Genomic DNA, 24802 nt, shown 5'->3' on the forward strand with positions numbered 1-24802 from the left:
GATCACTATCTCCTTCAGTCAGTTCGATACCATTCATTTTCCAATAGGCCGAAGCAAATGATGTCGTGGTAGGTTTCTCCGTCGAAATGCTGGTCACGTAGCACTCCCTCTTTCAAAAAGCCTAGTTTTTCATGGAACTTAACTGAGCGATGATTATAAGCAAGTGCGTGTCCGCAAATTTTATGGAGAGCTAGTTGAATAAAAGCATACTCTAGGGCAGCATTACCCATGTCTGTTCCTGTACCTTTTGGTGCATCGGGTGATGCATAAAAACCCCAATCTGCCACCTTAGTATTATTCTCTCTTTCAATGCTAATGAATCCTAACGGATTACCTTTAATTTCATAAATCAACAAATACTTATTTTTTTGATCATTTGCAGCTTCGAACCATTTCCTGTGCTCTTGAAGGCTGATATTGTGCTGAGTATACATAAAGCGACGGATACTGGGGTGGTTTCGCCATTTTAAGACAAGACTCAAATCACTTTCACTCATCAATCTAATCAAGCCATCAAATTTCATCACTAATCCTTTAACCAAAATCAGCAAACCATACGACTAAAACATCAGCTAACATCAAAATAGTGACAACCTTTTAATTTTATTATTGTACTTTCTTGTGCTCTCGAGCCAGTAATATTATAATTTTCTAGTATTGATTTTTTTGTTTTCTTGCTCAGTCTGCAGTTATCTCTAATCTTTAATTTCGCGTCTAATTTTGGCGCGATACTGATTATCCAATCTCTTGTTAATCTGCGAACAAAAGGCGGACAACGAAACCATAGCCTTGCTAGTGACATAGCTATTATTCCTTGTCTCTCATTATTCTTTTTTATTACTATTGTCGAAACTTGCCACCGATTATTTATTTCAGCCACCGCTTTAAATTTATTTGCTACAAGATATTCCGCAGGGATTATTATCTGCTTCATTCCTGAAAAAGCGTCAATGACCGTTTGTGGTTCAATCCCACATACTCCAAAGAATTTTTTCTCATCACTCTTCACCAAATCATAGTATTTATTAATTGAGGAAAGGTCTATTGGATCGTGTACATCTCTCGTTCGAAACTGATTCCATACAACCTTTCCATAGCAAGACTCAATCCAGTCTACAGGATTTCTCAGTAACAATATTATTGTAGGATTTCGAAACACCTGAGAAATTCTATTTGCCAATTCGTTTATTTCAATTGTATGCGAGGGTCTACACCAGCCTTCAAATGAGACAACTATATCCTTGCCTGTTGATTTAGCGTACATTAATGCATGATTCAACTTAGAATTCCATTTCGAACTAATGGTGTCGAATTCTTCTCCATGACTATTCCATAACCCTGAAAACAAAGACGCGTCCATGTCAAGACCAGGAATGTTAGATTTACCAATTCCAATGTATGCTACATGTTCAATGTTAGGAAAAATAGTCTTTTGAAGTGTTGTGCTTGCTGCTCTAGGTAGCCCTATATGCACATATATAGCCATTAGTTTGCCTTAGAATAAACTTCCATTACTTTAATGACTTTAGAGCATCCCTTACCATCAGTGACTTCAGAGGATTTTTTTGAAAGTTTTTCTACCATATTGGAAGACGAGATTCTTGTATACAGTTCTTTTAATTCGTCTTGAATTCTAGTGAGTTCTTTGATAAGAACTACTGCACCGTATTGTTCTAGCTCAAATGCTACCTTCCTTTGATTTTCGGCAAGCACGATCATAATAGTAGGCAAGCCTAAGCAACACCTCTCCCAGGATGTAGAGCCTCCAGCCCCTATAGCCAGATCACTTTCTGCCATAAGTGCTGCCATTTTTGTGACGTTAATCTGCAATTCAGAAGATCCCGGGAATGCGTCTAGCTCACTTTTTATCTCTTCAATCCATGGGGAGCTACTACCTAGAATAACGACGAAATGACAGTCATGCACAAACTCAGTCGATGCTAAAGCATTTATAATTTTCCCAGTGATATTGTCTTTATCTACTCCACCCAAGCTTATTAATATTGTTTTTATCTTTCGGTTTTTACGTCGATTTATGCTATAGGATCGTAAATCTGAAAACTCTGGTCGCAGCAATGCATACTCGGCTCCACAGAGAATGTTACAATGATTTGGCACCAAACTTGAGTAGTCGGCAGAAGCTCGCCCCAATGTCTGGTCTAAAAGTATATCGCAATCATGAGTACGGTTGGCTAAATCATCTATAACAAGTGCTTTAGCATCAGAGTTAATTGTCGACGTCCAACTCGAGTCCAGTGAGTAGTGATCCAGAACTATCCAATCAGGTTTGATCTGGCTAATAGCTTTTTGACAAGCTCGGGCATCCTCTGCGGGTGTGCAGCCAAGCCAGGACAAATAAGGCGTTTCTGATTCAGAAAAACCCGTCTCGTGGCTGGTGCGATGCACCTCATAAACTGGAAAGCCGCAATTACGAATGTGGTCTATATGGTCCCCCGGCTGACTGCGTACAAAAAAACAACAGTCGTGTCCTCTGGCTGCAAGCCCATTAGCTAGCGTAAGGCATCGCATGATATGACCTGTGCCAATCTTCGGAGAGGCATCTGCTCTGAACGCAACTTTCATGAGCTTTCACCAAATTGGGCTTGCATAGCTTTTAGCATCCACTCGGCTCGCTCCCAATCTTCAAGAGTATCTACATCCTGCACTCGATAACGAGGCAAGATAATAGGTTTAGAACGCTCTCCGAAAATCATTTTTTCATCAAGCCACGCCTTTTTACGTCCCCAGTAGAATTGGCCTGCGTCATGATATGCTTCTTCTAGATCTTGCGAGCGAGTATTGAAATGTTCAGCATTAAACATCTGGATACGATCATAATCTGTTATGCGAATTGCTCTTTGAATAGGAAAAGCATAACTCGTCACGGAAAATGCGTAATCTATTGTCTCGTCATCAAGAGCGACTAAACCTCTAATAATATCTTCTGCACTTACAAATGGTGCTGTAGCATATAGACAGCAAACCTTTTCAACTTTCTCACCTGCCTTAGTCAACCACTCTATCCCATGCCGAATAACAGGGATGGTTCCTGTATGGTCCCCAGAAAGAGATGCAGGACGGAGAAATGGAACACTAGCACCGTAACTCTTTGCCACTTCGGCAATATCTTCATAGTCAGTTGAAACAATGATCTTATCAAAGCAGTCTGCCCTTTGTGCAGCCTCAATAGACCAGGCAATCATTGGTTTACCACAGAAAGGTTTAATATTTTTGCGAGGAATGCGTTTGCTGCCTCCCCTCGCAGGAATAATAGCGACTTTCATAAGTTCAACGCCCGATCCAACGCTGCAACGACTTCATCCTGCTGGCATTCGGTTAAGCCTGAGAACATTGGCAAACTGATTGCTTCGCGATAGTACGACTCTGCCTGTGGAAAATCTCCGTTACTGAATCCCAAATATTGATAATACGGCTGTGTATGAACTGGGATATAGTGAATATTGACGCCGATACCCTGTTCGCGAAGCGATTCAAATACCTCCCGATGAGATTTACCGATCTGATCTAACTTGAGACGAATTACATACAAGTGCAATCCGGAGTAACTATCAGGATGTTGCCAGGGGGTTTTTACTGGCTTGTCGCCTAAGAGTTGATCATAACGATTAGCTAGCTCATGCCTTCTTGCAACAAATTCATCAAGACGCTGTAGCTGAGATAATCCGAGCGCCGCTTGAAGCTCGGTCATACGGTAGTTAAATCCAAGATCTATCTGCTGGTAATACCAAGGACCATCAGGCTGTTGGGTCATTTTACCTGGATCCCGAGTAATACCGTGGCTGCGAAGTAACTCCATTCGCTCTGCCAACAGCTCATTGTTCGTCAGCGCCATGCCACCTTCAGCAGTGGTAATGATTTTGACCGGATGAAAACTGAAGACTGTTATATCACTGAATCGACAGTTGCCAATAAACTCATCTTGATACTTCCCTCCTATAGCGTGGGATGCGTCCTCAATGACCCTGAACCCAAAGCGCTGAGATAACTTATAGATAGTTTGCATATCACAAGGCTGGCCACAAAGGTGAACAGCCACAACTACCTTTGGCAATTGCCCGTGCTTCTGAGCTATTTCTAGTTTGCGCTCTAATGCCACAGGGCACAAATTGTAGGTTTCAGGATCAATGTCTACGAAGTCGACCTCCGCCCCGCAATAAAGTCCACAATTTGCGGAAGCGACGAATGTCACCGGAGAGGTCCATAAAAGATCGCCAGAACCTAGTCCTAAGGCGGCACACGCAACGTGCAGCGCTGAGGTGGCACTATTCATCGTTAGGGCCCTTTCCGCCCCCACATGATCAGCTACAGCTTTCTCAAAACGAGGAGCTACAGGACCTTGAGTGAGAAAGTCTGACTTTAACACCTCTACAACCGTATCAACATCAGCCTGACTGATATCCTGTCGACCATAAGGAATCATACGTTCAAATGCTCCCTATTTTTTCTCTATTTGTATCAATCCAAGCCTGTAATTGGTTGTCGGTCATCCATTCAGTATTGTTATCGCTGGAATAGACGAAGCCTTCCGACACTTTTTTGCCATCTTTAATGCGGTTAGCATCTTTATCCCAATTATTAATTTGCGGTAATATTTTAAAATGCTTAGGGTATTCGTAAGTATAGTAAGAATCTTCTCCACTGATCATTTGTTCGTGGAGCTTCTCACCAGGACGAATACCAACAATTTCTTGCTTGGCGTCGGGCGCCACCACTCGCGCTAAGTCAGTCACTTTCATCGATGGAATTTTCTTAACGTAAATCTCGCCTCCTTCCATATCCTCAAATGCATGCCATACTAATTCAACACCTTCTTCAAGAGAGATCATAAAGCGAGTCATTCGATCATCAGTAATCGGCAATACACCCTTATCTTTAATTGACATAAAGAATGGAATTACCGAACCCCGCGAGCCCATTACATTACCGTAGCGAACAACAGAAAAACGAGTAGGATTGTGACCAGCATAATGATTGCCTGCAACCAATAGCTTGTCAGAAGTAAGCTTGGTGGCACCATATAAATTGATAGGACTACTTGCTTTATCCGTTGATAAGGCTACAACTTTTTTAACGCCTTTATCTATACAAGCATCCACAAGGTTCATTGCACCAGTTACATTTGTTTTAACACACTCAAAGGGGTTATATTCAGCAGTAGGTACAATCTTAGTCGCGGCAGCATGGACAACACAGTCCACACCATCCAAAGCTCGATAAAGACGCTCTTTATCTCTTACGTCGCCAATGAAGAAGCGTACCCTTGTATCCCCTTCGAATTTTTTAGCCATATCCCATTGTTTCATCTCATCTCTAGAGAAGATAATTATTTTTTTGGGGTTGTATTTTTCTAGGGTCATCGGGATAAAGGTGTGGCCAAAGGATCCTGTTCCACCGGTGACTAGTATTGTTTGATCTTTAAGCATCGCACTTTCCTTACATTAGGCTTTATAAACATGATCATAATTTTCTAGATATCTTCCACGCGCATCGACTATTAATTGAGCATGGTCACATATCAAGCCATAATTAATTTTATCATGATCCGTTCCGATTAAAACACAGTCAAAATCGACTATTGTTTCTTTTTCCAATTTTATACTAGATAAGTTGAAAAAATGCTCACGCATTTTTGGGAATACTGGGACATGAGGGTCACTGTATTGTACATCAGCTCCTAAATCTCTTAATTTTTCCATAATAAATACTGAAGGTGACTCACGCATATCATCTACATTCTTTTTATATGCTATGCCTATCACTAAAATCTTGCTGCCATTAACAGACTTCTGTTTATTATTCAAAGCAGAGGTTATTTTTGAGACCACATAGTCAGGCATCGAAGAATTTACTTCTCCGGCGAGTTCAATAAATCGTGTATGTAAACCATATTCTCGCGCCTTCCAGGTAAGATAAAAAGGGTCTATGGGTATACAATGGCCACCCAGCCCCGGGCCTGGATGATAAGGTACAAAACCAAAAGGTTTAGTTGCCGCAGCACGAATCACCTCATGGATGTCAATATCCATCTTGTCAGCGACAATTTTCATTTCATTCACTAGACCGATATTAACTGCTCGGTGTATATTTTCAAGCAACTTTGTCATTTCAGCTGTTTTAGTCGTTGAAACAGGTACCACTTTATCAATCACCTGTTCATACAGTTTAATACCTACTTCTTTACATGCTGAAGTATGACCACCACAGATTTTTGGTATCGTCTTTGTTGTATATTCCAGATTACCGGGATCTTCTCTTTCTGGTGAATAGACTAGAAATATATCTTTACCTACCTCAAGCCCGCCCGATTCCGCGATAGGCAATAGTTCCTCTTCTGTCGTTCCGGGATAGGTTGTACTTTCTAAAGATATAACTTGCCCAGGGCGAAGATAAGGAGCCAGTGATTCAGCCGTTTTGATTACGTAGCTAATATCCGGCTCTCTATATTTATTAAGTGGCGTTGGCACGCAAATAATGATTGCGTCCACCTCGCCGGCTCGAGAAAAATCTGTGGTTGGTTCAAGATTTTTTCTTATGGCTTCAGCAACCAAAGCACTTGGTATATGTTCAATGTAACTAAGCCCTTTATTAAGGCTATCAATTTTATCTTGGTCAATATCGAAAGCTAAAACTTTGTAGCCTACTTGGCAATAGCGAAGCACAAGCGGTAGACCAACATATCCAAGCCCAACTATTCCAATAACGGCTTTTTTTGTATCAAACCTGTTTATAAGTTTGCTTTTCATAACTAATCCTTTGCCAGAAAGTTAATTATTTATCGTATTTTCAACATGCCACGCGTATCCAGGGCACGTTGATTTGACCCAATCTGTATTGGGTAGTCGACAAACGCCTTATGATCCACTAATAAGACTATCACATCTGCTTCCATTGCTTTACTTAAGCCAACCAGCTGGGTCCCAAAATTTAACAAACTTTCTGGCAATTCTTCTAAATAGGGTTCTACAACCCACACCTGGCTATTAAAAACCTTTGATACTTCAAGAGCCACTTCCATTGCAGGACTTTCACGAAGATCATCTATATTCGGCTTAAAAGTTAACCCTAAGCATGCAATCCGAATATTATCCTCATTTTTATCAGTGTTCGTTAAAACCTCTGCCACTAATTTTTTAACTTTTTTTACTACCCAGCTAGGCTTTTCATCGTTAACAGCACGAGCTGTTTTAATAAGTCGTGAACTTTCAGGGGCCTGACTGGCGATAAACCATGGATCCACTGCTATGCAGTGCCCTCCTACACCCGGCCCTGGCTGCAATATATTAACACGCGGATGTCTATTTGCTAATTTTATCAGCTCCCAAACATCCACACCTAGCTCATCACAAATAATCGAAATCTCATTAGCGAAAGCGATATTTATATCTCGAAAACTATTTTCTGTTAACTTACACATCTCGGCTGTACGTGCACTTGTCTCGACACACTCACCTTTGACGAAAATATTATAAAAGTCAGCAGCCTGAGTTGAGCAGCGATGAGTAATACCCCCTACAACTCTATCATTAGAAACCAGTTCTTGAAGTATATTTCCCGGCAATACGCGCTCTGGACAATGGGCTATTCTAATGTCTGAATCTTCGCCATAGGATTGAGGAAATGATAAATCAGGTCGAGCTTCGGCCAACCACTGTGCCATTTTTTCAGTTGCACCAACCGGTGAGGTAGACTCTAGTATTACCAAGTTGCCTTTCTGCAGCGCAGGGGCTATTGATTTGGCAGCAGCTTCAATATAAGAAAGATCCGGAACATGGTCCTCACCGCCTTCAGCTTTGAAGGGCGTAGGCACAGCAATGATAAAGGCATCTGCTGACTCTGGCTCAGTCGTGGCGCGTAGGTAGCCTTCAGCAACAGCCGAATGCACCATAAGGTCTAGTTCTGGTTCCACAATGTGGATATTACCTTGATTGATGGTATCAACAACGTACTGATTATTATCAACTCCAATTACCACTTTACCGCACGATGCGATAACGGCTGCAGTCGGTAAACCAATATAACCCAAGCCAATTATCGAAATTCTATTAAACTCCATTTGATTTACTCATACTCAGCCTAAATTTCTGTTTTTAAATTCCACTAGCACATCGAGAATTCTGCCACACGCTTTTCCATCACCGTAGGGGTTATGAGCGTAGCTCATGGCCTCATAGGCACTTTTATCTGTTAACAGCGTGTTCAATTCGCTGACGATCCGCTCTACGTTTGTCCCCACCAGCTTAACCGTACCTGCGTCTACCGCTTCCGGCCGTTCCGTTGTGTCTCGCATTACCAATACGGGCTTACCCAACGAAGGAGCTTCTTCCTGAATGCCGCCGGAATCCGTCAGGATAATGGCCGAGCGGTGCATCAGGTATACGAATGGTAGATAGTCCAGCGGTTCGATGAGGTGCACATTGTCGATGTCTGACAGTAGGCGCTGCACCGGTTCGCGAACATTGGGATTTAAATGTACCGGGTAGACGATTTGAATTTGCGGGTGCATTAACGCGGTCTCACGTAGCGCTTGGCAAATACGTACGAACCCGCCGCCAAAGCTCTCACGCCGGTGGCCCGTTACTAGAATTAGTTGGCTTTCCGGCTTAATGAATTGAAATTTCTCTAAAAATTTGGTTTGGAAAACAATGTCGCTTTCCAGCTTTTTTACCACCCTTAACAGCGCATCGATCACGGTATTTCCGGTGACGGTTACCTTAGCGGGCGCCACCCCCTCATCTATCAGATTTTTCTGGGATAACGGGGTAGGCGCAAAGTGTAGCTCGGCCAGCGCGCCGGTTAGTTTTCGGTTGGCTTCTTCCGGCCAGGGGGAATACAAATTACCTGTGCGCAATCCGGCTTCTACGTGGCCAACGGGGATTTTAGCGTAGTAGGCCGCCAACGTGCTAGCGAAGGTGGTCGCTGTGTCGCCGTGCACTAGCACAATGTCCGGCTTTACGTTATTCAGGATACTTTTCATGCCTTGTAGAATCGCTGTGGTTACATCGGTTAGATCCTGCCTTGGCTTCATGATATTGAGATCGAAATCCGGGATAATATTAAACAGGCTAAGCACTTGGTCAAGCATTTCACGATGCTGGCCAGTTACACAAATATACGACTCAAACCGTTTGTCACCAGCCAAGGATAAGGCCAACGGCGCCATTTTGATGGCTTCTGGGCGAGTGCCAAATACGCAGAGTGTTTTAATGGGCATATACGCTGGTCAAAGTTTTAATATTTTCATGAAATTTTTACTTCTAGAAAACACGAATTTCGGTGCCTCATCATCAAATTATTTTCAATAAATTATTGATGATACCGCCTTGTTCAAGGTCTGCTGTACTGCAGGTCATTTCCGCACGTTTGGGCACCTCATAAGGACTATCAATCCCTGTGAAGTCTTTGATTTTTCCTTCCCGTGCTTTTTGATAAAGCCCTTTAGGGTCACGCTGTTCACATATGTCTAGTGGTGTATCCACGTGAACTTCGATAAAGCGGTCTTCATCAAACAAAGCGCGGGCCGCGTCCCTATCTTTACGGAATGGTGAAATAAAAGCGGTAATGACGATCACTCCGGCTTCTGCGAAGATCCGTGCCACTTCGCCGATGCGACGGATGTTCTCGGCGCGGTCTGCCTCGCCCATGCCGAGGTCCTTGCACAGGCCATGTCGCACGTTGTCACCATCAAGCAGCATTGTATGGTAACCAAGGCGGTTCAGCTTCACTTCCAGGGCATTGGCCAGGGTCGACTTACCGGAGCCTGAGTAACCGGTGAACCAAACGCACTTACCGGCATGGCCATTGAGCTTCTCGCGCATGGCCTGGGTGACGCTGGTACGGTTCCAGACGACGTTGGCCTTGCTGTCATGGGCGCGATATTCGTAGGCCGTATCACAGACCAGCTGCTGGTGGATCATGCCAGCACCGACGGTGATATTGGAAAGCCTATCGATAATGATGAAGCTGCCGGTGCTCGGGCTGGTACGGTAGTCGTCCACCGGTATCGGCGCAGTAACCTCGACGTGGCAGCGTGCGATGGTATTGAGATCCAGATGGTCGGCATGGCGCTGTTCGAGAGTGTTGACGTCGACCTGGTAGTCGATGGCGGTGACCTTTCCGGCGAGGTCACGTGTGGCAAGCTTGAAGTCGTAGAGCTTTCCAGGCTCCAACGTGGCTTCGTGCATCCACACGATATCGGCCTCGAACCTTGAGGCCAGCGGTACCTCGTCATCCACTGCAATCAGCCAGTCGCCACGAGATATGTCGATCTCATCGACAAGTGTCACGGTGATGGCCTGGCCGGGATAGGCCGCTGCCAGGTCCCCATCGAAAGTGACGATGCGTTCGACCGTGCTGGTCTTGCACGAGGGCAGCGCACGCACGGCCTGCCCGGGGTGAAGAATGCCGGCGGCCAGGGTGCCGCAGTAGCCGCGGAAGTCTAGATTGGGACGGTTGACGTACTGTACCGGCAAGCGCAGGTCGCGCAGGTTCTGGTCGTGGCTGATCTCGACGCTTTCAAGCAGTTCAAGCAGCGCTGGCCCTTCGTGCCAGGCCATGGTGGTGCTCTTGTTGACCACATTGTCGCCCTTGAGCGCCGACATGGGCACGAAGCGGATGTCCTGCGCGTTGAGCTTCTCGGCGACGGACTGGTACTCCTCAACGATCTCCTCATAACGCGCTTGAGAGTAACCCACCAGATCCATCTTGTTGATGGCGACGACCAGATGCTGGATACCCAGCAGATCGGCGATATAGCTGTGGCGGCGGGTCTGGGTTTGTACGCCGTAGCGCGCGTCGATCAGGATGATCGCCAGGCTCGCGGTCGAGGCCCCGGTTGCCATGTTTCGAGTGTACTGCTCGTGCCCCGGGGTGTCGGCGATGATGAACTTGCGCTTGTCGGTGGAGAAGAAGCGATAGGCGACATCGATGGTGATGCCCTGCTCCCGTTCCGACTGCAAGCCGTCGACCAAGAGCGCCAGGTCGACCTCGTCGCCGGTGGTGCCGCTGGTCTTCGAGGCCTGAGTGATCGCCGCCAGTTGATCCTCGTAGATCATCTTGGAGTCGTGCAGCAGTCGGCCGATCAGGGTCGACTTGCCGTCGTCGACGCTGCCACAGGTGATGAAACGCAGCAGGTCTTTCTGCTCGTGCTCGCGCAGGTAGGCTTCGATGTCGTCGGCGATCATCGGTGAGCCGTGTGACATTAGAAGTACCCCTCGCGTTTTTTCTTCTCCATTGACCCTGCTTGATCACGATCGATGGCTCGGCCGCTGCGCTCACTGGTGCGGGTCAGCAGCATTTCCTGAATGATGTCGGTCAACGTGGCGGCCTTGGACTCGACGGCGCCGGTCAGGGGGTAACAGCCGAGGGTGCGAAATCGAACCCATTTCTCTTCGGGAACTTCGCCGGCTTCCAGCGGCAGGCGTTCGTCGTCGACCATGACCAGCATGCCGTCGCGCTCAACCACTGGACGCGGAGCGGCATAATAGAGTGGCACGATGGGTATCTGCTCAAGGTAGATGTACTGCCAGATATCCAGTTCGGTCCAGTTGGAAAGCGGGAAGACACGGATCGATTCGCCCTGGTTCACCTTGGCATTGAAGACGTTCCACAGCTCGGGGCGCTGATTTTTCGGGTCCCAGCGGTGGTGCTTGTCACGGAAGGAGAAGATCCGCTCCTTGGCCCGGCTGGCCTCTTCGTCGCGGCGTGCGCCACCGAAGGCGGCATCGAAGCGGTGCTTGGAAAGCACCTGCTTGAGTGCCTGGGTCTTCATGATATCCGTGTACTTGGCACTACCATGATCGAAGGGGTTGATATTCGCGGCCCGCCCCTCTTCATTGGTATGCACAATCAGTTCCATGCCGGATTCTTCGGCCATGTTGTTGCGGAACTGGATCATCTCGCGAAACTTCCAGGTGGTATCCACATGCAACAGCGGAAACGGCGGCACCCCAGGATAGAAAGCCTTACGCGCCAAGTGCAACATGACCGAGGAGTCCTTGCCGATGGAGTACATCATCACCGGGTTGCGGAACACCGCTGCAACCTCGCGGATGATATGGATCGACTCGGCCTCGAGCTGATTGAGATGGGTTTGGCGCTCGAGAGACAACTCAGACATCTAAATACCTTCGGTATAGAGGGAATAATTTAAGCTAGAAGCTAGAAGTAACCCAAACACCGGCTCAGGATGTTTACTCTTTAAGCTTCCCGTTTCAGGCGCAGAGCGCCGTTCTTAAGGCTTCGCTCCAACGCTCGTCTCGTTGTCCGCTCCAATTGGACCACTTCAGTATAGAGCCAGTTGGCAGGCAGATGACTTCGGCATGGTGCTTACCATACGGCGGCTCATGCCGGCACCCAGTAGCATCAATTCTCGATCAAGTGTCTTTGCTCGGCATCAGTGAGCATGGCTTGGGCAAACGCCATCAGCTTTTCTTGATAGCCGTAAGCCGTATTGAGAGCATCGGCCAGGATCTGAGGTGATTCGATATACTCATGGATCATCTGATTGCGAATCTGGCGTATCTCGAGCCACCCGTCGGCAGAATCGAGTACGCCAAGCTTCTCGGCACGATCCAGATTGTCGACCACAGCTCCCGTCTTTTCCCCCAAAGCGCGTAGCCAAAGGGGAAGTAGCTTGTCGCCGGTAGTATCTTAAAGCCGACAAAAGCGGCTGATGTAGGCTTCGACCTTTTCAGCCAGTGCCTAATCTTCGCCCAGCTTGGCGGCTCACTCTGCTGTGAATGGTGAGCCAAAAACGCTGTTGGAGGAGTAGCTAAGGTGATGCATTTCACGCTCAACGACTCGCTTCAAGAAACTCATGCGCTCAGAAAAATTGTCGTTCATAGGCGAACCCCTTGCTCACGCGCCAGCCTGTGTATCGCTTGCTCACTGAGATTCGGAGCTCAAGAGTACGTCGACCTTGCGCCCTTGCATGGCACGCATGAAGCGCACACTGAGCCGGGCGGAGAGCTGCGCGGGATGTTCCACGGGCTCTTCCAGCTCGACATATAGATCGATGTCGCCGCCACGGGCGGTGTCGTCGAGCCGTGAACCGAATAACTTGACCGTCGCGGCAGGGCCAAGCTCGTCGGTGATGATGCGCTGGATGGTCTGGCGTTGGGTATCAGTCAGGCGCATGGGTCTGCCTCTGCTTCCTTCGCTCATGATCAAGCGGGCTCTAGCAATAGGGTGCTTGCAATGTGCTGCGCGCCAAGCGTTACCTCAAGCGAGTGCCCTGCCCCTTCGGCCCATTCCAGCAGTTTGGTCTTGAGTGCGGCCTGGGCGCGGGGGTCGCCGTGTACCAGGCGCACTTCCCGCGGCCATTGGCGCATACGGCGCACGAAGTTGAGCAGGTCATGCTGGTCAGCGTGGGCCGAGTAGCCGCTCACGGTTTCTACCCGGGCGCGTATGTCGATGCGCTGGCCATCCAGTGCCACCCAGCCGCCGGTGGGGCCATGACGCTGAATGTCGCGGCCTGGGGTGCCGTGGGCCTGGTAGCCGGTGAACAGTACGCAGTGGCGTTCGTCGCCCAGCATGCGCTTGAGGTAGTTGACCACCCTGCCACCGCTGGCCATGCCGCTGGCGGCGATGACCACTGCTGGGCGGTGGCTCTCGGTCAGGTACTCGACAGTGCGCTCGTGGGCGGAGTGATCGTCCACGGTGTAGAGGTTCTCGAAGCTGAGCGGGTGACGGCCGCTGCGCAGGCGGTTGTGCGCTTCGGCATCCCACCAGGGCTTGAGTTCGCGGTACACCTCGGTGAAGCGGGCGGCCAGGGGCGAATCGACGATGATTTCGAGCTCGCGCCAACGTTGGTCGCGGGCGTTGTGTATCAGCCCTTCCAGCTCGTAGAGCAGTTCCTGGGTACGGCCAATGCTGAAGGCCGGAATGACGACGGTGCCGCCATTCTCGAGCGCCCGGTCGATGGCGGCCTTTAGCCGGTTGCGTCGATGCAGCCGGTCTTCGTGCAGGCGATCGCCGTAGGTGCTTTCGAGTACCACTACGTCGGCACGATACGGCGGCTTGGGCGCGGGCAACAGCGGCGCATGGGGTGCGCCCAGGTCGCCGGAGAAGACGGTGCGCTGGCATTTCTCCTGACGTTGCCCGCTGGCCTTGTCCTTCGTATCCACTTCCACATAGGCGGAGCCGAGGATATGCCCGGCGCGCTGTAGCTTGACCTTGATGCGGTGGCGCTCGTCGTCGATGACCGTGTGCCAGGTCTTGTAGTCGATGGCGACTAGACGGCTTTCCACTTCCTCCAGGAAGCGCTCGATCAGGGCGCGGTCGCGGGTGAAGCCGATCTTCAGTGCGTCCTCTATGACCAATGGCAGTAGCCGTGACGACGGCACCGAGCAGACAATCGGTCCTTTGTAGCCCGCCGCCAGCAGGTACGGCAACCGGCCGATGTGGTCGATGTGCACATGGGTGACCACCAGGGCCAGCACGTCCTCCACCGGGAAGCGCACGGTGTGCTGTTCGAGGCTGTCGAGGTGATCGGCATCCTGGCCCTGGAACAGGCCGCAATCGATCAGCAGCGCGCGGTCCTCGGCAACTTGCAGGCGGTGGCAGCTGCCGGTAACGCCGGCTGCGCCGCCGTGGTGAAGGATCCGGGGGTAATCGTCCATGAGAATCTGTGGTGCGTTTTTGTAGGAGTATCTTCAGATCACGACTGGAGGCCGAAGGACTCCCGGCGGTGTTGGAAACGTTGCGGATATCGCCAGCGCTGCGGCCTCCGCCAAGGCGCCTATCGGCGCCAGTCGCGATGCGAAGTTGGAGCGCCGAACCGAGCGCTCCAACGTTGGGTTTCCGTTACCTGACGACACTGGTCGCGCACTGCGTTTCCTTGCTGAACTCGGCCACCTCAGCCTCCGTTAACAGGTTATGCATCCGGATTATCCGAAGGCACGAAAGCGCGCTAGAACGGCTGAAGTGATCAAAGGCAAGCGCCATCTCGCGATCACGCTCATGGATTAACCCATATAGCTCGCCATAACGCTCATGAGCCGTAGCATCCCGTTTTGAACAGATCTGCTGGCACTCACCCAGGACGCGCTGCGAAAACCGTTCCAGTGCCACTGCCCGAAGCCGCTTGAAGGCTTTCCAGTCGGACTCTCGGATGCTCATAGCAGTCTTCCTTTACAAGACCCGACAGCTGTTCTTTCATGCCTTGGTGGTGACTGCCAAAGCGATCACTCTTTCAGCAGTGCTTCCAGGCTATCGCACTCAGGATGTGCTCGGCCGATGCTTCCAACTACTCGGTGGTGGCACGCTCAAGCCTTTCCTACGCCCAGTTGGCCAGCTCGCCGAACTTCAGCGTGATCTGCCTGGCCAGTAGTAGTAGCTCACCTTCTTGACGCCCCTTCTCGATTCCGAAACGTTCGGCACTGGTGACACAGGGCATGTGCTGAGCCTCCTAACCGAAGCCATGTTACTGATTCAGTGCGTCGAGCGTAGCTCGAGTACCTCATCCTCGCTCAGGCCTGTCGCATTGGCGATGGTCACATTATCAAGGTTGGTAGTCTCGATTAGATTGCGAGCGGTCTCTCGCTTGGCTTCGAGCCTAGCCTCCTTGATGCGGGCCTCAGCCTCTTTCAGCGCTTCCTGGCGACCCTTCTCGATGCCGAAACGTTCGGCACTGGTGACATATGGCATGTGCTGAGCCTCCTCAAAGGCATAGTGTTCGTCGAGGAACTCACGTTCCAGAGCATCCGGCAGCCGCATCATCCAGTCGATCAGCCGGAACAGCTCAATGATCTGCTGCTTGGCATAGCCACGCTGGTACATCAATCGTGTGAGGTGTGCCTTCCAGCGCTTGAGTTCGTATCCGTCATCAAGTTGCTTGGCCTTGAGCTGGGCCATCACCACCAGCGCAAAGACATTGTCGCTGGCTTCCAGTTCAGCCCATCTCGCATCGAGATCCAGCAGTTTGGCGACCGGAAAACGGAAGTCTACTTCGCAGCCCCAGCGGCCACGCTGGAAGCGCTGCGGTCGGAAGCTTGGGCTGGCATCGGCCAGCACCGCCAGGCTAACCACATCGGCGCCGTAACGATCCAGCAGCCGATAGTGGTAATTATACATTCTGGCTGCAAAGTCGGCTTCGGGTTCACCCTGCACCTCAACGTGGATCAACACCCAGGTCTCCAGACCGTCGTAGGTGTAGACCTTGGCCAGCTTGTCGGCGTACCGCCGGCCATTATCGGCGTCCGCGGTGATCTGCTGGAGTTCCTTGTCGAGAAAGCTATGCCCCTTCGACCAGTCGATTTCGGGGTAGATGCCGGGAAACAACAGGGCCATGAACTCGGGAAACCGCCACTCCAGTGCCTCCTTCCATGGACTGTCGTGATCCTGACGAGGGAGTGGAGCGCTCATGGGGTCCGCATCCTCATTCTGGAGGTTTTGGGAAGTATCTTCACTAGCGGAAGCGCCATTGGAAATGTTTCGGTTTTCGCCCTGGCTGCGGCCGCCGCCGAGGCGCCTGGCGGCGCCAGTCGCGATGCGGAGCAGCGCTCCAACATAACCCCGCCATAAGTGAAAAAATTGTAGGAGTATCTTCAGATCACGACTGGAGGCCGAAGGACTCCCGGCGGTGTTGCGCAGCCTAGATAGAACCGACGCCGCTGCGGCCTCCGCCAAGGCGCCTGGCGGCGCCAGTCGCGATGGAAACCAGCGCTCCAACAGCTGCTTTATCATGCCTTGGTGGTGGCCGCCGAGGCGCCTGGCGGCGCCAGTCGCGATGCGGAGCAGCGCTCCAACAGCTGCTTTGGCATGCCTTGGTGGTGGCTGCCGAGGCGCCTGCGGCGCCAGTCGCGATGGAAACCAGCGCTCCAACAGCTGTTTTGTCATGCCTTGGTGGTGGCCGCCGAGGCACTTTCCCACTCTACAGGCACGCTACCGCCCAGGGATTGTTCCGGGCGGTTTCCCTTGCCCTGTTGGCGGATCGATACCAGGGAAAGGACCGAAGCGACGAATACCAGGCATTCATAGGCGTAGGGTGTTCACTCGCCCTTGGTGCCATGTCACGGTCCTGAGCCGAGCTGGGGCTCGACTTTCCCTTTCGAGGTATCGTTATTCAAGTTGGCCAATTCTACGGGAGTGGGCGGGAATGCTCTACTGCCGCGGCGGTACTGGTGGGTAAAACGCCACTTCAACGACAGCGCCAGGCGGCGAGGCGGTTGATCAAAGCGAGGACGAGCATCGCGGCAGCCACCCAGCCGAGCACGACGATCAGGCTATGGAAGCCGCCGGGCACGGTGTGGGGGGGGCGATAACTCATGCCGTGTTCAACCAGCCGGGCGACGAGGTAGATCATCGTGGTAACCACGGCCAGGGGTAGCGTCGCGCGCCATTCGGCCATCCACTGCGTCAGGCGGCTGGGTTCACGCCTGGCTTTCACAGAAGGCTTCTTTACGGGCGTGGCAGCGGGCTTGCGCGCCTTGGCTTGCGCGGGGCGCCTGGCCGGCTTGCGGGCAGCGCCCTTGCCTCGGCCGCCCTGCCGGCCGCCGCCGGGCAGGCTACCGCTGAGCCAGCGAACCGTGCGCCACAGCGCCCAGCCAAAGGTGAACAGGACAGACAGCGCCAGGCTGCCCATCACAATGAAATAGGTCATAAGCGACTCAGGCAGCGATTCAGACGGCGACTCAGGCCATGAGGCCGAGAGACTGCATCGTGCGCAGCAGAAGTGCCACGCTTTCTCTGGGCTGGGCGTATTCGCTCATCAGCGTTTTCAGGCGCTCTTCGAAGAGACGCTGACGTGCCTGCTCGTCATCCGCTTCCTGCGCCGCCAGGCTGCGAACGGGCGGGCCGGTGGGGATGTCGAGCCGTGAGTTGGGCTTTTCCAGCTCGCGAAGCGCCTCGGCGAAGGCGTCGTCCAGCTCACGAAACTTGCGCAGTTTTTCGCGCTCATCCATGTGTCGGTTAGGTTTATGCTGTTTCATTAGAATCCGTTAAAGCTCAAGTGCCGAACAGCACTCGATTAATGTCTGTTGAAGAGTATACCGCTATTGATTCTCGGAGCGAAACCGAGAAGCGCCCTCCTGCCAGTGATAACCATTTGCATTTTTCGCTAAGCCAGATTCACTTCTACGCTACAAAGTATGCACAAACGGTCAACTCACGTCACCAAACTTGCCTTCGACTCCCGCTACACCGCATAAAGGAGTGAATAAAACCAATAAATACTTCGGGTTGGAGTGTCTAGGTGACCACCCAGCGGCGCCACAAGACAGCGCCAACATAAAAAGGAAGCAGCAGTCAAGTATTGCTGCAGGCTCGAACGCAAGGGACCAGATAATGTTCAACGAGATGATGCGAGCGGAAATCTGGCTGCAGGAGCACCTGACTAGCCAGCTGGGGATCGATGATCTCGCTAATCGACTCGGCTATTCGACCTCTCAGGTACGCCGCAGGTTCAAGCAGTGCTTCGGTTTCTCGCCAAGCGCGTATCGCGACATCTTGAGACTGGAAAAGGCCGCGCGCCTACTCGCACTGACACCCTATCGAATTCATACCATCGCCATCAGGAGCGGTTATCAAAATCATTCGGCTTTCAGTCGCGCCTTCCAGAGGCGCTACAACCAGACGCCACGACAGTACCGGCAGGCGCAACACTTGAAGTTACGCTCGCCCATGTGCCAAAGCCTCACCAGCGCTCCACCGGACTACGAGATCCGCAACCTACCACCACGAAACGCGCTGGTCACCCGGCTCTATCGAAAGAGTGATGCTGCCAGCCTTGTCAATCTCCACAAGTGGGCCCAACTTGTAAATGGAGTCGATACCCTGCCCGAACGAATCAGACAAGCCCCCGCCGTTGCCGTACTCCACAGCACACCGCTACCCTGCGAACTGGACCGTATCGACATTGGGCCGCTGATCGATGAACAGGCCGCTGCCGGTTTAGCCATTCCGGCCTCCTTTCGCGTGCTGGAATTGCCCGAACAGCGCCACGCCTGCCTTACGGTCAAGGAGCCGGAAGAGATCCCCGCTGCCTTGCAGTACTTGATAAGGGAGGGCTTGGCAAAAAAGCACTGCTATGCCAGCGGCGAACCCGCGCAGGTTAAACTGCTGCAACAGGGGGTGGAGGTGCTACTGCCGGTGCTTGTCACTCGCCATTGAAACGACCAGTGAACAGGGCTAGATACTGATTCTGGATAGATTACCATGGATACGGCTAGAGCACTTGGCCTGAAAAACAGCCGGGCCCAATGGGCCCGGCTGTTAACAGCAATTCAGCGGCTATAAGTACAGCCAAGAGGAAGCGATCACTCCTCGACGCGCACCAGCCAACTCTCGACCTTGTCGGAACCGTGCTCGTCCTTCCACGCCTTCAGCGTCTTCTGGTTACCGCCGCGGGTTTCCACGACCTCACCGGTATTCGGGTTCTTGTAGATCTTCAGCTTGCGCTTGCGACGACCACCACTGGCTGCCGAGGATGCCTTGGCGGTAGCGGGCTTGTTACCCTGCGGGTCCAACAGGCTGATGACATCGGCAGAACTCTTGTTGAATTCGCGCATCAGGGCTTCAAGCTTGTCCTTGAAAGCGAGCTCGGCCTTCAGGCGGTCATCGTTCTGCAGCCGATCCATTTCAGCCTGGAGCTGCTTGAGCTGTTGCTCTTTCTGCATGAACTCACTGAGAAGAGACATAGGTGTATTCCTTAGGTTGGGAAAATTTACAGGATGCGGCGACTATAAATACATCAAGCAGCGCCCCATGACAATATGCAAGCCTGTTTTTATAGGTTATATCAGTTTGGCCAAATAGGTGGCAATAGGCAAATATTCGAGCGCCATCGTTCGGGTGCGCTTAGTGCGGAAACGAGAACGCCGCCCTACGGCGGCGCTCTGATCTACGGTGTCACGACGTCTTCGCCATGAGTCCATCGCCTGGCGATCAGTAAAGAATATCTCGCAGCACCTCGTAAACGACATCGTTGACCATATCCACCAGTACCACGTCAGGCCCGACGCGACGCCACTCATAACCTTCGTAACGGGGAAGATCTTGGGCCAGCCGACCATCGAACTGTTTGGCAATCCCCGGCGGCAACGGCTTGCCGCGCTCCAGGTTCATGCGAATGCCCGGCGGCAGGCTATCGCGTGAGCGATCGACGTCAATCCACTCTCGCCTCTCGCCAAAGAAACGCCGCAACTCCCGCTCATCGATTCTTGGTCCTTCACGATAACCATCGCTACCTGAACGCCGATCACGATAACCATCGCTGCCGGAGCGGCGCTCGCGCTCCCAGTCGCCGCGGCCTTCACGACGCGAATCGCCATCTTGGCGCCATTCGCGCCGTTCGCCCTCCTCGGCGGCTTGCTGACGGCGCTCACCGGCCTGGGCTCGGCTCTCGCGAAATTCCGGGCGACGCTCCTGGCCCTGACCGCGCTGGCTGTTGCCTTGTCCCTGACCTTTACTCTGCCCCTGTCCCTGGCCCTGTCCTTGCCCACCGGGCTCCACCGGCTGAGCCTGCACCTGGGCAGAAGCCAGCGATAGACCCAATGCAGCTGCAACAAGCAGGGTGGATCGGTTCCTGTGATTCATACTGTCGACCTCCAAGAGGGTACCTATCGACAGTCTAGGCGGTGAATGCGCAGGGAAGATGGAAGTTGCCGTTCAAGGGTTCACCAGAACTCTTGCATCCAGCCATCACGCAGGAACCCACTGGTAGTAGAACCACCGGCGCCCCAGAACGTCTCCATGTCCAATTCCGCGAACAGCTCGGGCGCTTTCTGCTGCAACTCTTCAATGGCCTTGTTTACATGCCAGGCGTCAAACCATACCGTGCCTTTGTTGCCGCCACCCGCTAGCTTGATTGTTTCGTTTGGGTTGCTGGTCCAACTGCCATCGTCCTCAATGGTGATATTGGCAACGATCGCACTACCACGTATATCGGCGTTGCCGCGCACATCCAGCTCGCCACCCAGCGTGATGTAAAGACCTTCGAACGTCGTGTTCCCCTTCAGCTTGTCGCTTTCGCCCGGCGCTACCACCATGATATGTTCACATATTGCCTCGCCACCCTTCTTGTTCTTTTTCTTGTTGTCGTTTTCGTCGACTGGAGCGGAACAGGTTTCGTATACATTTTTCAGGAAATCAATCATCGTATCCAGATCGCCCGGACTCGGTGATGCCTGAACGATGACATCCTGCGGGTCGCCGTCGAGAACTTTCTCGATATCACTCATGGAAGCGATCAACTCGGCCTTGGAGAGCGTCTCAATGCCTGCGAAGTCTTCCCCCTGCAAGTGATCGAAGTATACAGCAGGCCAATTCGGATCACTGTTGCCATGCTCATCCGTCGCACCGATCCGGGACTGCCGAGAAGAGGGCCACTGAATATCCGCATCAGCGGCAATGCCACCAATAAAATTTGTTGCAGCCAGTCCGCTGGGTGAAAAGAGAGGATCGAGCGCCATCAAGGCGGTGTAAACAGCCGGTGTGTCCACATGACCTGCCTGCCCTTCGATAAGAACGCGAGGCGCATCGCCATTATCCTCATCGCGACATGGCAATAACCTGGCCCGTCCAGAGGTCAGGTTCAGTGGGCTCACGGCATCGGCCTCCCAACGCAATTCTCCACGACACGGCGCCCAGTCACTCTGCGAGGCGAGCAAACCATCATGGAAAGGAAGAGTGGCTAGAACGGATGTCACGTTGCTGGGGGTCGTTTGCAGCTGAAGCAAATAGTTGCTCAGCTCCACCGCGGCCGACTCGGCAGCCATCTGCGCCTGGGCGGTAGCGCGGTAGTTACCCGCCAGTCTTTCATTGATCAAGCTTCCCTGCATGGCCGATAGGCCCAGCATAAGCGAGGAGGTCATGAGGACCAGCACCATGATCAAGGCCGCGCCCTGCTGTTTCGTGCCCGTCATCTCTACCTCCGCCGCGACGCAATGGTTACGTTAACACACAAAACATTACACCAGACGTCTTGAAAGGTCCATGCGTAGGCTTTAGCAAGAAAATTTGTAGTTAGTAAACCATCAAGCATCCTAGAAGCTGAGAGAACAATATCAGCCAAACCATGCCGCCAGTCAGCCGCTGTGCTTCCTACTAATGAATAAAGCAAAGCGGCCGACAAATGTCGGCCGCTAGCGAATACATATAACAGGGCGTCACACTTCAGGAAAATTTAATCAGGAATAACAGGCGCAGCTGGCACGCTTATGTCATCGACGGTATCACCGGGAGGGGTGGGTGTCGCAGAGACAACTTCAGCATCAGCTGCAGGTACGGGCATTGTAGCGCAAGCTGAATCGGCATTTCCGACGGTAATTCCAATGTCACCTGGTGCGGGGTCTCCCTCATCTGCATAAATTGTTCGGTCACTTCGATTTGCACCGACTGCTGTAGCATATGCTCTCAAGTCAGATGTACAGGCTCGTTCAGCGGCTCTTTGTGTATAATCTTGATACTGCGGTATCGCAATCGCCGCCAGAATACCGATGATCGCTACCACGATCAGCAGCTCGATCAGGGTGAAGCCGCCCTGGCCCTTCCTGGCTGCCCGCTGGTTCTGCATTTCTTTCATCATGTTCATCGCCCTAATCCCCTGCTCTGTTGCCCGGTCGTGGCCTTGGTTCACTGGTTCGGCCCTTGGGAGCTGCCGATGGAAGCCTGTGGCTTCCGCTTACGTTCTTGCTGCGCCATCCTTTCTGCCATTCTGCGACGGTGCCGTCCAGATGCGGCGACGCCCGTGCTGCAGCCGGGGCCAACGCCCGTCTCATGCTGCTGGTCATGCAACGATGGCCTGTCCCTTAATCCACCTTCCTACCACTTACACTAAATTACACTTCGGCATCGTGCAAGCTCTACGTACTCCTGCCTTAGAAACCGCGCTCATGATAATGTATCAGAAGATTAATGCCAGGGTTGAGTGCGCGTGAGAACATCGCTGTGCCGGCCCCAGGCAAAGGTCTAGTATGTTGGTATTCCATTTCCCATACGCTACCCGCCATGCGGGCCAACGACAGAGGCGCCATGAACAGTAACCGCCCCTTTTCGGAAGCCGTTACCGCCGACGACACCGTCACCATGACGCAGGCCGCCGAGGGCCTGCGTGGGCTGTCCCGGCGCCTGGTGGAGTACGGCCTGCTGTCGCGCCCGGCGGCAGAACGCGCGGAGCAGGAGGCGCGCGATACCGAGGTCACGCTGCTTCAGCATGTGATCGATGCCGGCATGGTCACCGCCCGCGATGGCACCCTGTGCGCCGCCTGGGAGTATGGTCTGCCCATCGTCGACCTGGACGCCCTGCGCCTTTCCAGCCTGCCGCCGGCCAACGAGTATCCCGAGAAGCTACTGCGCAAGCTTTGCGTGGTGCCGCTGATGCTCCGCTCCCACCGCCTCACGGTGGCGGTGCCCTTCCCCTCGACCCTGGCCAAGCTCGATGAACTGCAGTTCGCCACGGGGCTTAGCATCGAGGCGGTGCTCTGCCCGGTCGACCAGCTGCTGCCGGTGCTGGAGGCCTACCTGGCCCAGAACGAGTCGAGCATGATGGACGACCTGGCCGGGGTCGACGACGCGGTCAGCGAGCTGGAGTTCGATCAGGGCGTGGACCTCAGCGAAGAGTCTAACCAGGACGCCGCCCATAGCGGCGCCGACGACGCACCCATCGTCAAGTTCGTCAACAAGATCCTGCTCGACGCCATCCGCCGCGGCGCCTCGGACATTCACTTCGAGCCCTACGAAACAAGCTACCGGGTGCGCATGCGCATCGACGGCATGCTGCTGGAAGCGGCACGGCCACCCTTCTCCATGCGGGCGCGCATTGCCGCGCGCCTGAAGGTAATGGCGAGGCTGGATATCTCCGAGCGCCGCCTGCCCCAGGATGGCGCCATCAAGCTCAAGGTCTCCAAGACCCGCTCCATCGACTTTCGCGTCAACTCGCTGCCCACCGTCTACGGCGAGAAGATTGTGCTGCGTATCCTCGACCCCGCCTCGGCGCAGATCGGCATCGACGCGCTGGGGTTTACGCCGGAACAGCGCGGGCTCTACGAAACGGTACTCGACCATCCCCAGGGCATGATCCTGGTCACCGGCCCCACCGGCAGCGGCAAGACGGTGACCCTCTATACCGGCCTGAACATCCTCAACGAGGTGCAGCGCAATATCTGTACCGCGGAGGACCCGGTAGAGATCAAGGTGCCGGGGGTCAATCAGGTCAACGTGCTGCCCAAGATCGGGCTGGACTTCGCCAGTGCCCTGCGCGCCTTCCTGCGCCAGGACCCGGATGTGGTGATGGTTGGTGAGATCCGCGACCTAGAGACCGCCGAGATCGCGGTAAAGGCGTCCCAGACCGGGCACCTGGTGCTCTCCACGGTGCACACCAATTCGGCGGCGGAAACGCTGACCCGCCTGGCCAACATGGGCGTGCCGCCCTTCAATATCGCCAGCTCCGTCAGCCTGATCATCGCCCAGCGCCTGGCGCGCCGGTTGTGCAAGCAGTGCAAGCAGACAGCGGAGATCCCCCGCGAGGCGCTGCTGCGCGAGGGCTTCACCGAGCTGGAGGTGGGCACCGCTACCGTCTACGAGGCAGTGGGCTGTATGCACTGCACCCACGGCTACAAGGGGCGAGTGGGCATCTACGAAGTGGTGCCGGTGAGCACTGAGATGAGCCAGCTGATCATGCGCCAGGGCAACGCCATGGACTTCGATCAACTGGCCCGCCAGGAAGGCCATCCGGACCTGCGTCGAAGCGGCTTGCTGAAGGTGATGCAAGGAATCACAAGCTTGACCGAGGTCAATCGAGTAACGAAAGATTAATCAGGGTTCACACTAAAACAACTGACAAACT

General features: G+C 52.8%; 25 protein-coding genes. 2 read left to right on the forward strand and 23 right to left on the reverse strand.

All coding sequences use genetic code 11. The annotated features are described in order from the left end of the window. Positions 1–14 precede the first annotated feature (14 nt). From pseH to DU505_RS10100, 19 genes are all read right to left on the reverse strand, one after another. Positions 15–524 (reverse strand): UDP-4-amino-4,6-dideoxy-N-acetyl-beta-L-altrosamine N-acetyltransferase, encoded by a 510-nt coding sequence (pseH, locus tag DU505_RS10015; RefSeq protein WP_220250603.1) that lies wholly within the window; start codon positions 522–524, stop codon positions 15–17. 44 nt (positions 525–568) lie between these two features. Beyond that, on the reverse strand, positions 569–1486 hold the full coding sequence (locus tag DU505_RS22365; protein WP_147273074.1) for a hypothetical protein: 918 nt from the start codon (positions 1484–1486) through the stop codon (positions 569–571). Continuing rightward, complete coding sequence (gene pseG, locus DU505_RS10020) at positions 1486–2583, reverse strand: UDP-2,4-diacetamido-2,4,6-trideoxy-beta-L-altropyranose hydrolase (RefSeq protein ID WP_114478855.1); 1098 nt, start codon at positions 2581–2583, stop codon at positions 1486–1488. The genes DU505_RS22365 and pseG overlap by 1 nt, the downstream gene beginning before the upstream one ends. Then, complete coding sequence (gene pseF / locus DU505_RS10025) at positions 2580–3284, reverse strand: pseudaminic acid cytidylyltransferase (RefSeq protein WP_114478856.1); 705 nt, start codon at positions 3282–3284, stop codon at positions 2580–2582. The genes pseG and pseF overlap by 4 nt, the downstream gene beginning before the upstream one ends. After that, positions 3281–4441, reverse strand: coding sequence for a UDP-4-amino-4,6-dideoxy-N-acetyl-beta-L-altrosamine transaminase (pseC, locus tag DU505_RS10030; RefSeq protein WP_114478857.1), 1161 nt, complete (start codon positions 4439–4441; stop codon positions 3281–3283). The genes pseF and pseC overlap by 4 nt, the downstream gene beginning before the upstream one ends. A gap of 4 nt (positions 4442–4445) precedes the next feature. Further along, positions 4446–5444 carry a UDP-N-acetylglucosamine 4,6-dehydratase (inverting) gene (gene pseB, locus DU505_RS10035; RefSeq protein ID WP_114478858.1) on the reverse strand — a complete coding sequence of 333 codons (999 nt, stop codon included), beginning with the start codon at positions 5442–5444 and terminating at the stop codon, positions 4446–4448. Positions 5445–5459: 15 nt separating this feature from the next. Beyond that, entirely contained in the window at positions 5460–6764 is a 1305-nt protein-coding gene (locus DU505_RS10040) for a nucleotide sugar dehydrogenase (RefSeq protein WP_114478859.1), read from the reverse strand. A 29-nt stretch (positions 6765–6793) separates the two neighbouring features. Next, the gene (wecC, locus tag DU505_RS10045) at positions 6794–8074 is read right to left on the reverse strand and encodes a UDP-N-acetyl-D-mannosamine dehydrogenase (protein ID WP_114478860.1); all 1281 of its coding nucleotides are present in this window, start codon (positions 8072–8074) and stop codon (positions 6794–6796) included. 15 nt (positions 8075–8089) lie between these two features. Next, a complete protein-coding gene (wecB, locus tag DU505_RS10050; RefSeq protein WP_281271456.1) occupies positions 8090–9226 on the reverse strand; it encodes a non-hydrolyzing UDP-N-acetylglucosamine 2-epimerase in 1137 nt (378 codons plus the stop codon). A gap of 79 nt (positions 9227–9305) precedes the next feature. Next, positions 9306–11219, reverse strand: coding sequence for a sulfate adenylyltransferase subunit CysN (gene cysN / locus DU505_RS10055; RefSeq protein ID WP_114478862.1), 1914 nt, complete (start codon positions 11217–11219; stop codon positions 9306–9308). Next, entirely contained in the window at positions 11219–12136 is a 918-nt protein-coding gene (gene cysD, locus DU505_RS10060) for a sulfate adenylyltransferase subunit CysD (RefSeq protein ID WP_114478863.1), read from the reverse strand. Before cysD ends, cysN begins: the two co-directional genes overlap by 1 nt. 245 nt (positions 12137–12381) lie before the next feature. After that, the gene (locus tag DU505_RS10065; protein ID WP_114478864.1) at positions 12382–12606 is read right to left on the reverse strand and encodes a hypothetical protein; all 225 of its coding nucleotides are present in this window, start codon (positions 12604–12606) and stop codon (positions 12382–12384) included. 297 nt (positions 12607–12903) lie between these two features. Continuing rightward, positions 12904–13155, reverse strand: coding sequence for a nucleotidyltransferase domain-containing protein (locus DU505_RS10070; protein WP_220250605.1), 252 nt, complete (start codon positions 13153–13155; stop codon positions 12904–12906). 29 nt (positions 13156–13184) lie between these two features. Further along, complete coding sequence (locus DU505_RS10075) at positions 13185–14639, reverse strand: MBL fold metallo-hydrolase RNA specificity domain-containing protein (protein WP_114478865.1); 1455 nt, start codon at positions 14637–14639, stop codon at positions 13185–13187. A 184-nt stretch (positions 14640–14823) separates the two neighbouring features. Next, positions 14824–15138, reverse strand: coding sequence for a hypothetical protein (locus DU505_RS10080; protein ID WP_114478866.1), 315 nt, complete (start codon positions 15136–15138; stop codon positions 14824–14826). Positions 15139–15295: 157 nt separating this feature from the next. Continuing rightward, positions 15296–15415 (reverse strand): DUF4351 domain-containing protein, encoded by a 120-nt coding sequence (locus DU505_RS22715; RefSeq protein WP_220250607.1) that lies wholly within the window; start codon positions 15413–15415, stop codon positions 15296–15298. 35 nt (positions 15416–15450) lie between these two features. Further along, a complete protein-coding gene (locus DU505_RS10085; protein ID WP_220250616.1) occupies positions 15451–16383 on the reverse strand; it encodes an RpnC/YadD family protein in 933 nt (310 codons plus the stop codon). Between the two features lie 775 nt (positions 16384–17158). Beyond that, positions 17159–17620, reverse strand: coding sequence for a hypothetical protein (locus tag DU505_RS10095; RefSeq protein ID WP_114478868.1), 462 nt, complete (start codon positions 17618–17620; stop codon positions 17159–17161). 31 nt (positions 17621–17651) lie between these two features. After that, on the reverse strand, positions 17652–17948 hold the full coding sequence (locus tag DU505_RS10100; protein ID WP_245947876.1) for a hypothetical protein: 297 nt from the start codon (positions 17946–17948) through the stop codon (positions 17652–17654). Positions 17949–18303: 355 nt separating this feature from the next. Between DU505_RS10100 and DU505_RS10105 the strand changes: the two genes are divergently transcribed. Further along, the gene (locus DU505_RS10105) at positions 18304–19128 is read left to right on the forward strand and encodes a helix-turn-helix domain-containing protein (protein ID WP_114478870.1); all 825 of its coding nucleotides are present in this window, start codon (positions 18304–18306) and stop codon (positions 19126–19128) included. 146 nt (positions 19129–19274) lie between these two features. Here DU505_RS10105 and DU505_RS10110 read toward each other — a convergent pair whose 3' ends face one another. The 4 genes from DU505_RS10110 to DU505_RS22970 all read right to left on the reverse strand — a co-directional run bounded on the left by DU505_RS10110 (position 19275) and on the right by DU505_RS22970 (position 22549). After that, the gene (locus DU505_RS10110; protein ID WP_114478871.1) at positions 19275–19655 is read right to left on the reverse strand and encodes a histone-like nucleoid-structuring protein, MvaT/MvaU family; all 381 of its coding nucleotides are present in this window, start codon (positions 19653–19655) and stop codon (positions 19275–19277) included. Between the two features lie 247 nt (positions 19656–19902). Further along, positions 19903–20553 (reverse strand): anti-virulence regulator CigR family protein, encoded by a 651-nt coding sequence (locus tag DU505_RS10115; RefSeq protein ID WP_114478872.1) that lies wholly within the window; start codon positions 20551–20553, stop codon positions 19903–19905. Between the two features lie 80 nt (positions 20554–20633). After that, positions 20634–21881 (reverse strand): pilus assembly PilX family protein, encoded by a 1248-nt coding sequence (locus DU505_RS10120; protein ID WP_114478873.1) that lies wholly within the window; start codon positions 21879–21881, stop codon positions 20634–20636. A 260-nt stretch (positions 21882–22141) separates the two neighbouring features. Continuing rightward, a complete protein-coding gene (locus DU505_RS22970; protein ID WP_340148267.1) occupies positions 22142–22549 on the reverse strand; it encodes a pilin in 408 nt (135 codons plus the stop codon). Positions 22550–22989: 440 nt separating this feature from the next. Here DU505_RS22970 and pilB point away from each other — a divergent pair, with 440 nt between their 5' ends. Then, a complete protein-coding gene (gene pilB, locus DU505_RS10130) occupies positions 22990–24771 on the forward strand; it encodes a type IV-A pilus assembly ATPase PilB (protein ID WP_114478874.1) in 1782 nt (593 codons plus the stop codon). Positions 24772–24802 lie beyond the last annotated feature (31 nt).

The sequence above is a fragment of the Billgrantia montanilacus genome, assembly GCF_003336675.1.
Taxonomy (GTDB): Bacteria; Pseudomonadota; Gammaproteobacteria; order Pseudomonadales; family Halomonadaceae; genus Halomonas; species Halomonas montanilacus.

Bases quoted from the DNA above. Each gene is read 5' to 3' on its own strand.
- pseH (WP_220250603.1), bottom strand. From the start codon at position 524: ATGAAATTTGATGGCTTGATTAGATTGATGAGTGAAAGTGATTTGAGT.
- DU505_RS22365 (WP_147273074.1), bottom strand. From the start codon at position 1,486: ATGGCTATATATGTGCATATAGGGCTACCTAGAGCAGCAAGCACAACA.
- pseG (WP_114478855.1), bottom strand. From the start codon at position 2,583: ATGAAAGTTGCGTTCAGAGCAGATGCCTCTCCGAAGATTGGCACAGGT.
- pseF (WP_114478856.1), bottom strand. From the start codon at position 3,284: ATGAAAGTCGCTATTATTCCTGCGAGGGGAGGCAGCAAACGCATTCCT.
- pseC (WP_114478857.1), bottom strand. From the start codon at position 4,441: ATGATTCCTTATGGTCGACAGGATATCAGTCAGGCTGATGTTGATACG.
- pseB (WP_114478858.1), bottom strand. From the start codon at position 5,444: ATGCTTAAAGATCAAACAATACTAGTCACCGGTGGAACAGGATCCTTT.
- DU505_RS10040 (WP_114478859.1), bottom strand. From the start codon at position 6,764: ATGAAAAGCAAACTTATAAACAGGTTTGATACAAAAAAAGCCGTTATT.
- wecC (WP_114478860.1), bottom strand. From the start codon at position 8,074: ATGGAGTTTAATAGAATTTCGATAATTGGCTTGGGTTATATTGGTTTA.
- cysN (WP_114478862.1), bottom strand. From the start codon at position 11,219: ATGTCACACGGCTCACCGATGATCGCCGACGACATCGAAGCCTACCTG.
- cysD (WP_114478863.1), bottom strand. From the start codon at position 12,136: ATGTCTGAGTTGTCTCTCGAGCGCCAAACCCATCTCAATCAGCTCGAG.
- DU505_RS10070 (WP_220250605.1), bottom strand. From the start codon at position 13,155: ATGCGCCTGACTGATACCCAACGCCAGACCATCCAGCGCATCATCACC.
- DU505_RS10075 (WP_114478865.1), bottom strand. From the start codon at position 14,639: ATGGACGATTACCCCCGGATCCTTCACCACGGCGGCGCAGCCGGCGTT.
- DU505_RS10080 (WP_114478866.1), bottom strand. From the start codon at position 15,138: ATGAGCATCCGAGAGTCCGACTGGAAAGCCTTCAAGCGGCTTCGGGCA.
- DU505_RS22715 (WP_220250607.1), bottom strand. From the start codon at position 15,415: ATGCCCTGTGTCACCAGTGCCGAACGTTTCGGAATCGAGAAGGGGCGT.
- DU505_RS10085 (WP_220250616.1), bottom strand. From the start codon at position 16,383: ATGAGCGCTCCACTCCCTCGTCAGGATCACGACAGTCCATGGAAGGAG.
- DU505_RS10095 (WP_114478868.1), bottom strand. From the start codon at position 17,620: ATGACCTATTTCATTGTGATGGGCAGCCTGGCGCTGTCTGTCCTGTTC.
- DU505_RS10100 (WP_245947876.1), bottom strand. From the start codon at position 17,948: ATGAAACAGCATAAACCTAACCGACACATGGATGAGCGCGAAAAACTG.
- DU505_RS10105 (WP_114478870.1), top strand. From the start codon at position 18,304: ATGTTCAACGAGATGATGCGAGCGGAAATCTGGCTGCAGGAGCACCTG.
- DU505_RS10110 (WP_114478871.1), bottom strand. From the start codon at position 19,655: ATGTCTCTTCTCAGTGAGTTCATGCAGAAAGAGCAACAGCTCAAGCAG.
- DU505_RS10115 (WP_114478872.1), bottom strand. From the start codon at position 20,553: ATGAATCACAGGAACCGATCCACCCTGCTTGTTGCAGCTGCATTGGGT.
- DU505_RS10120 (WP_114478873.1), bottom strand. From the start codon at position 21,881: ATGACGGGCACGAAACAGCAGGGCGCGGCCTTGATCATGGTGCTGGTC.
- DU505_RS22970 (WP_340148267.1), bottom strand. From the start codon at position 22,549: ATGAACATGATGAAAGAAATGCAGAACCAGCGGGCAGCCAGGAAGGGC.
- pilB (WP_114478874.1), top strand. From the start codon at position 22,990: ATGAACAGTAACCGCCCCTTTTCGGAAGCCGTTACCGCCGACGACACC.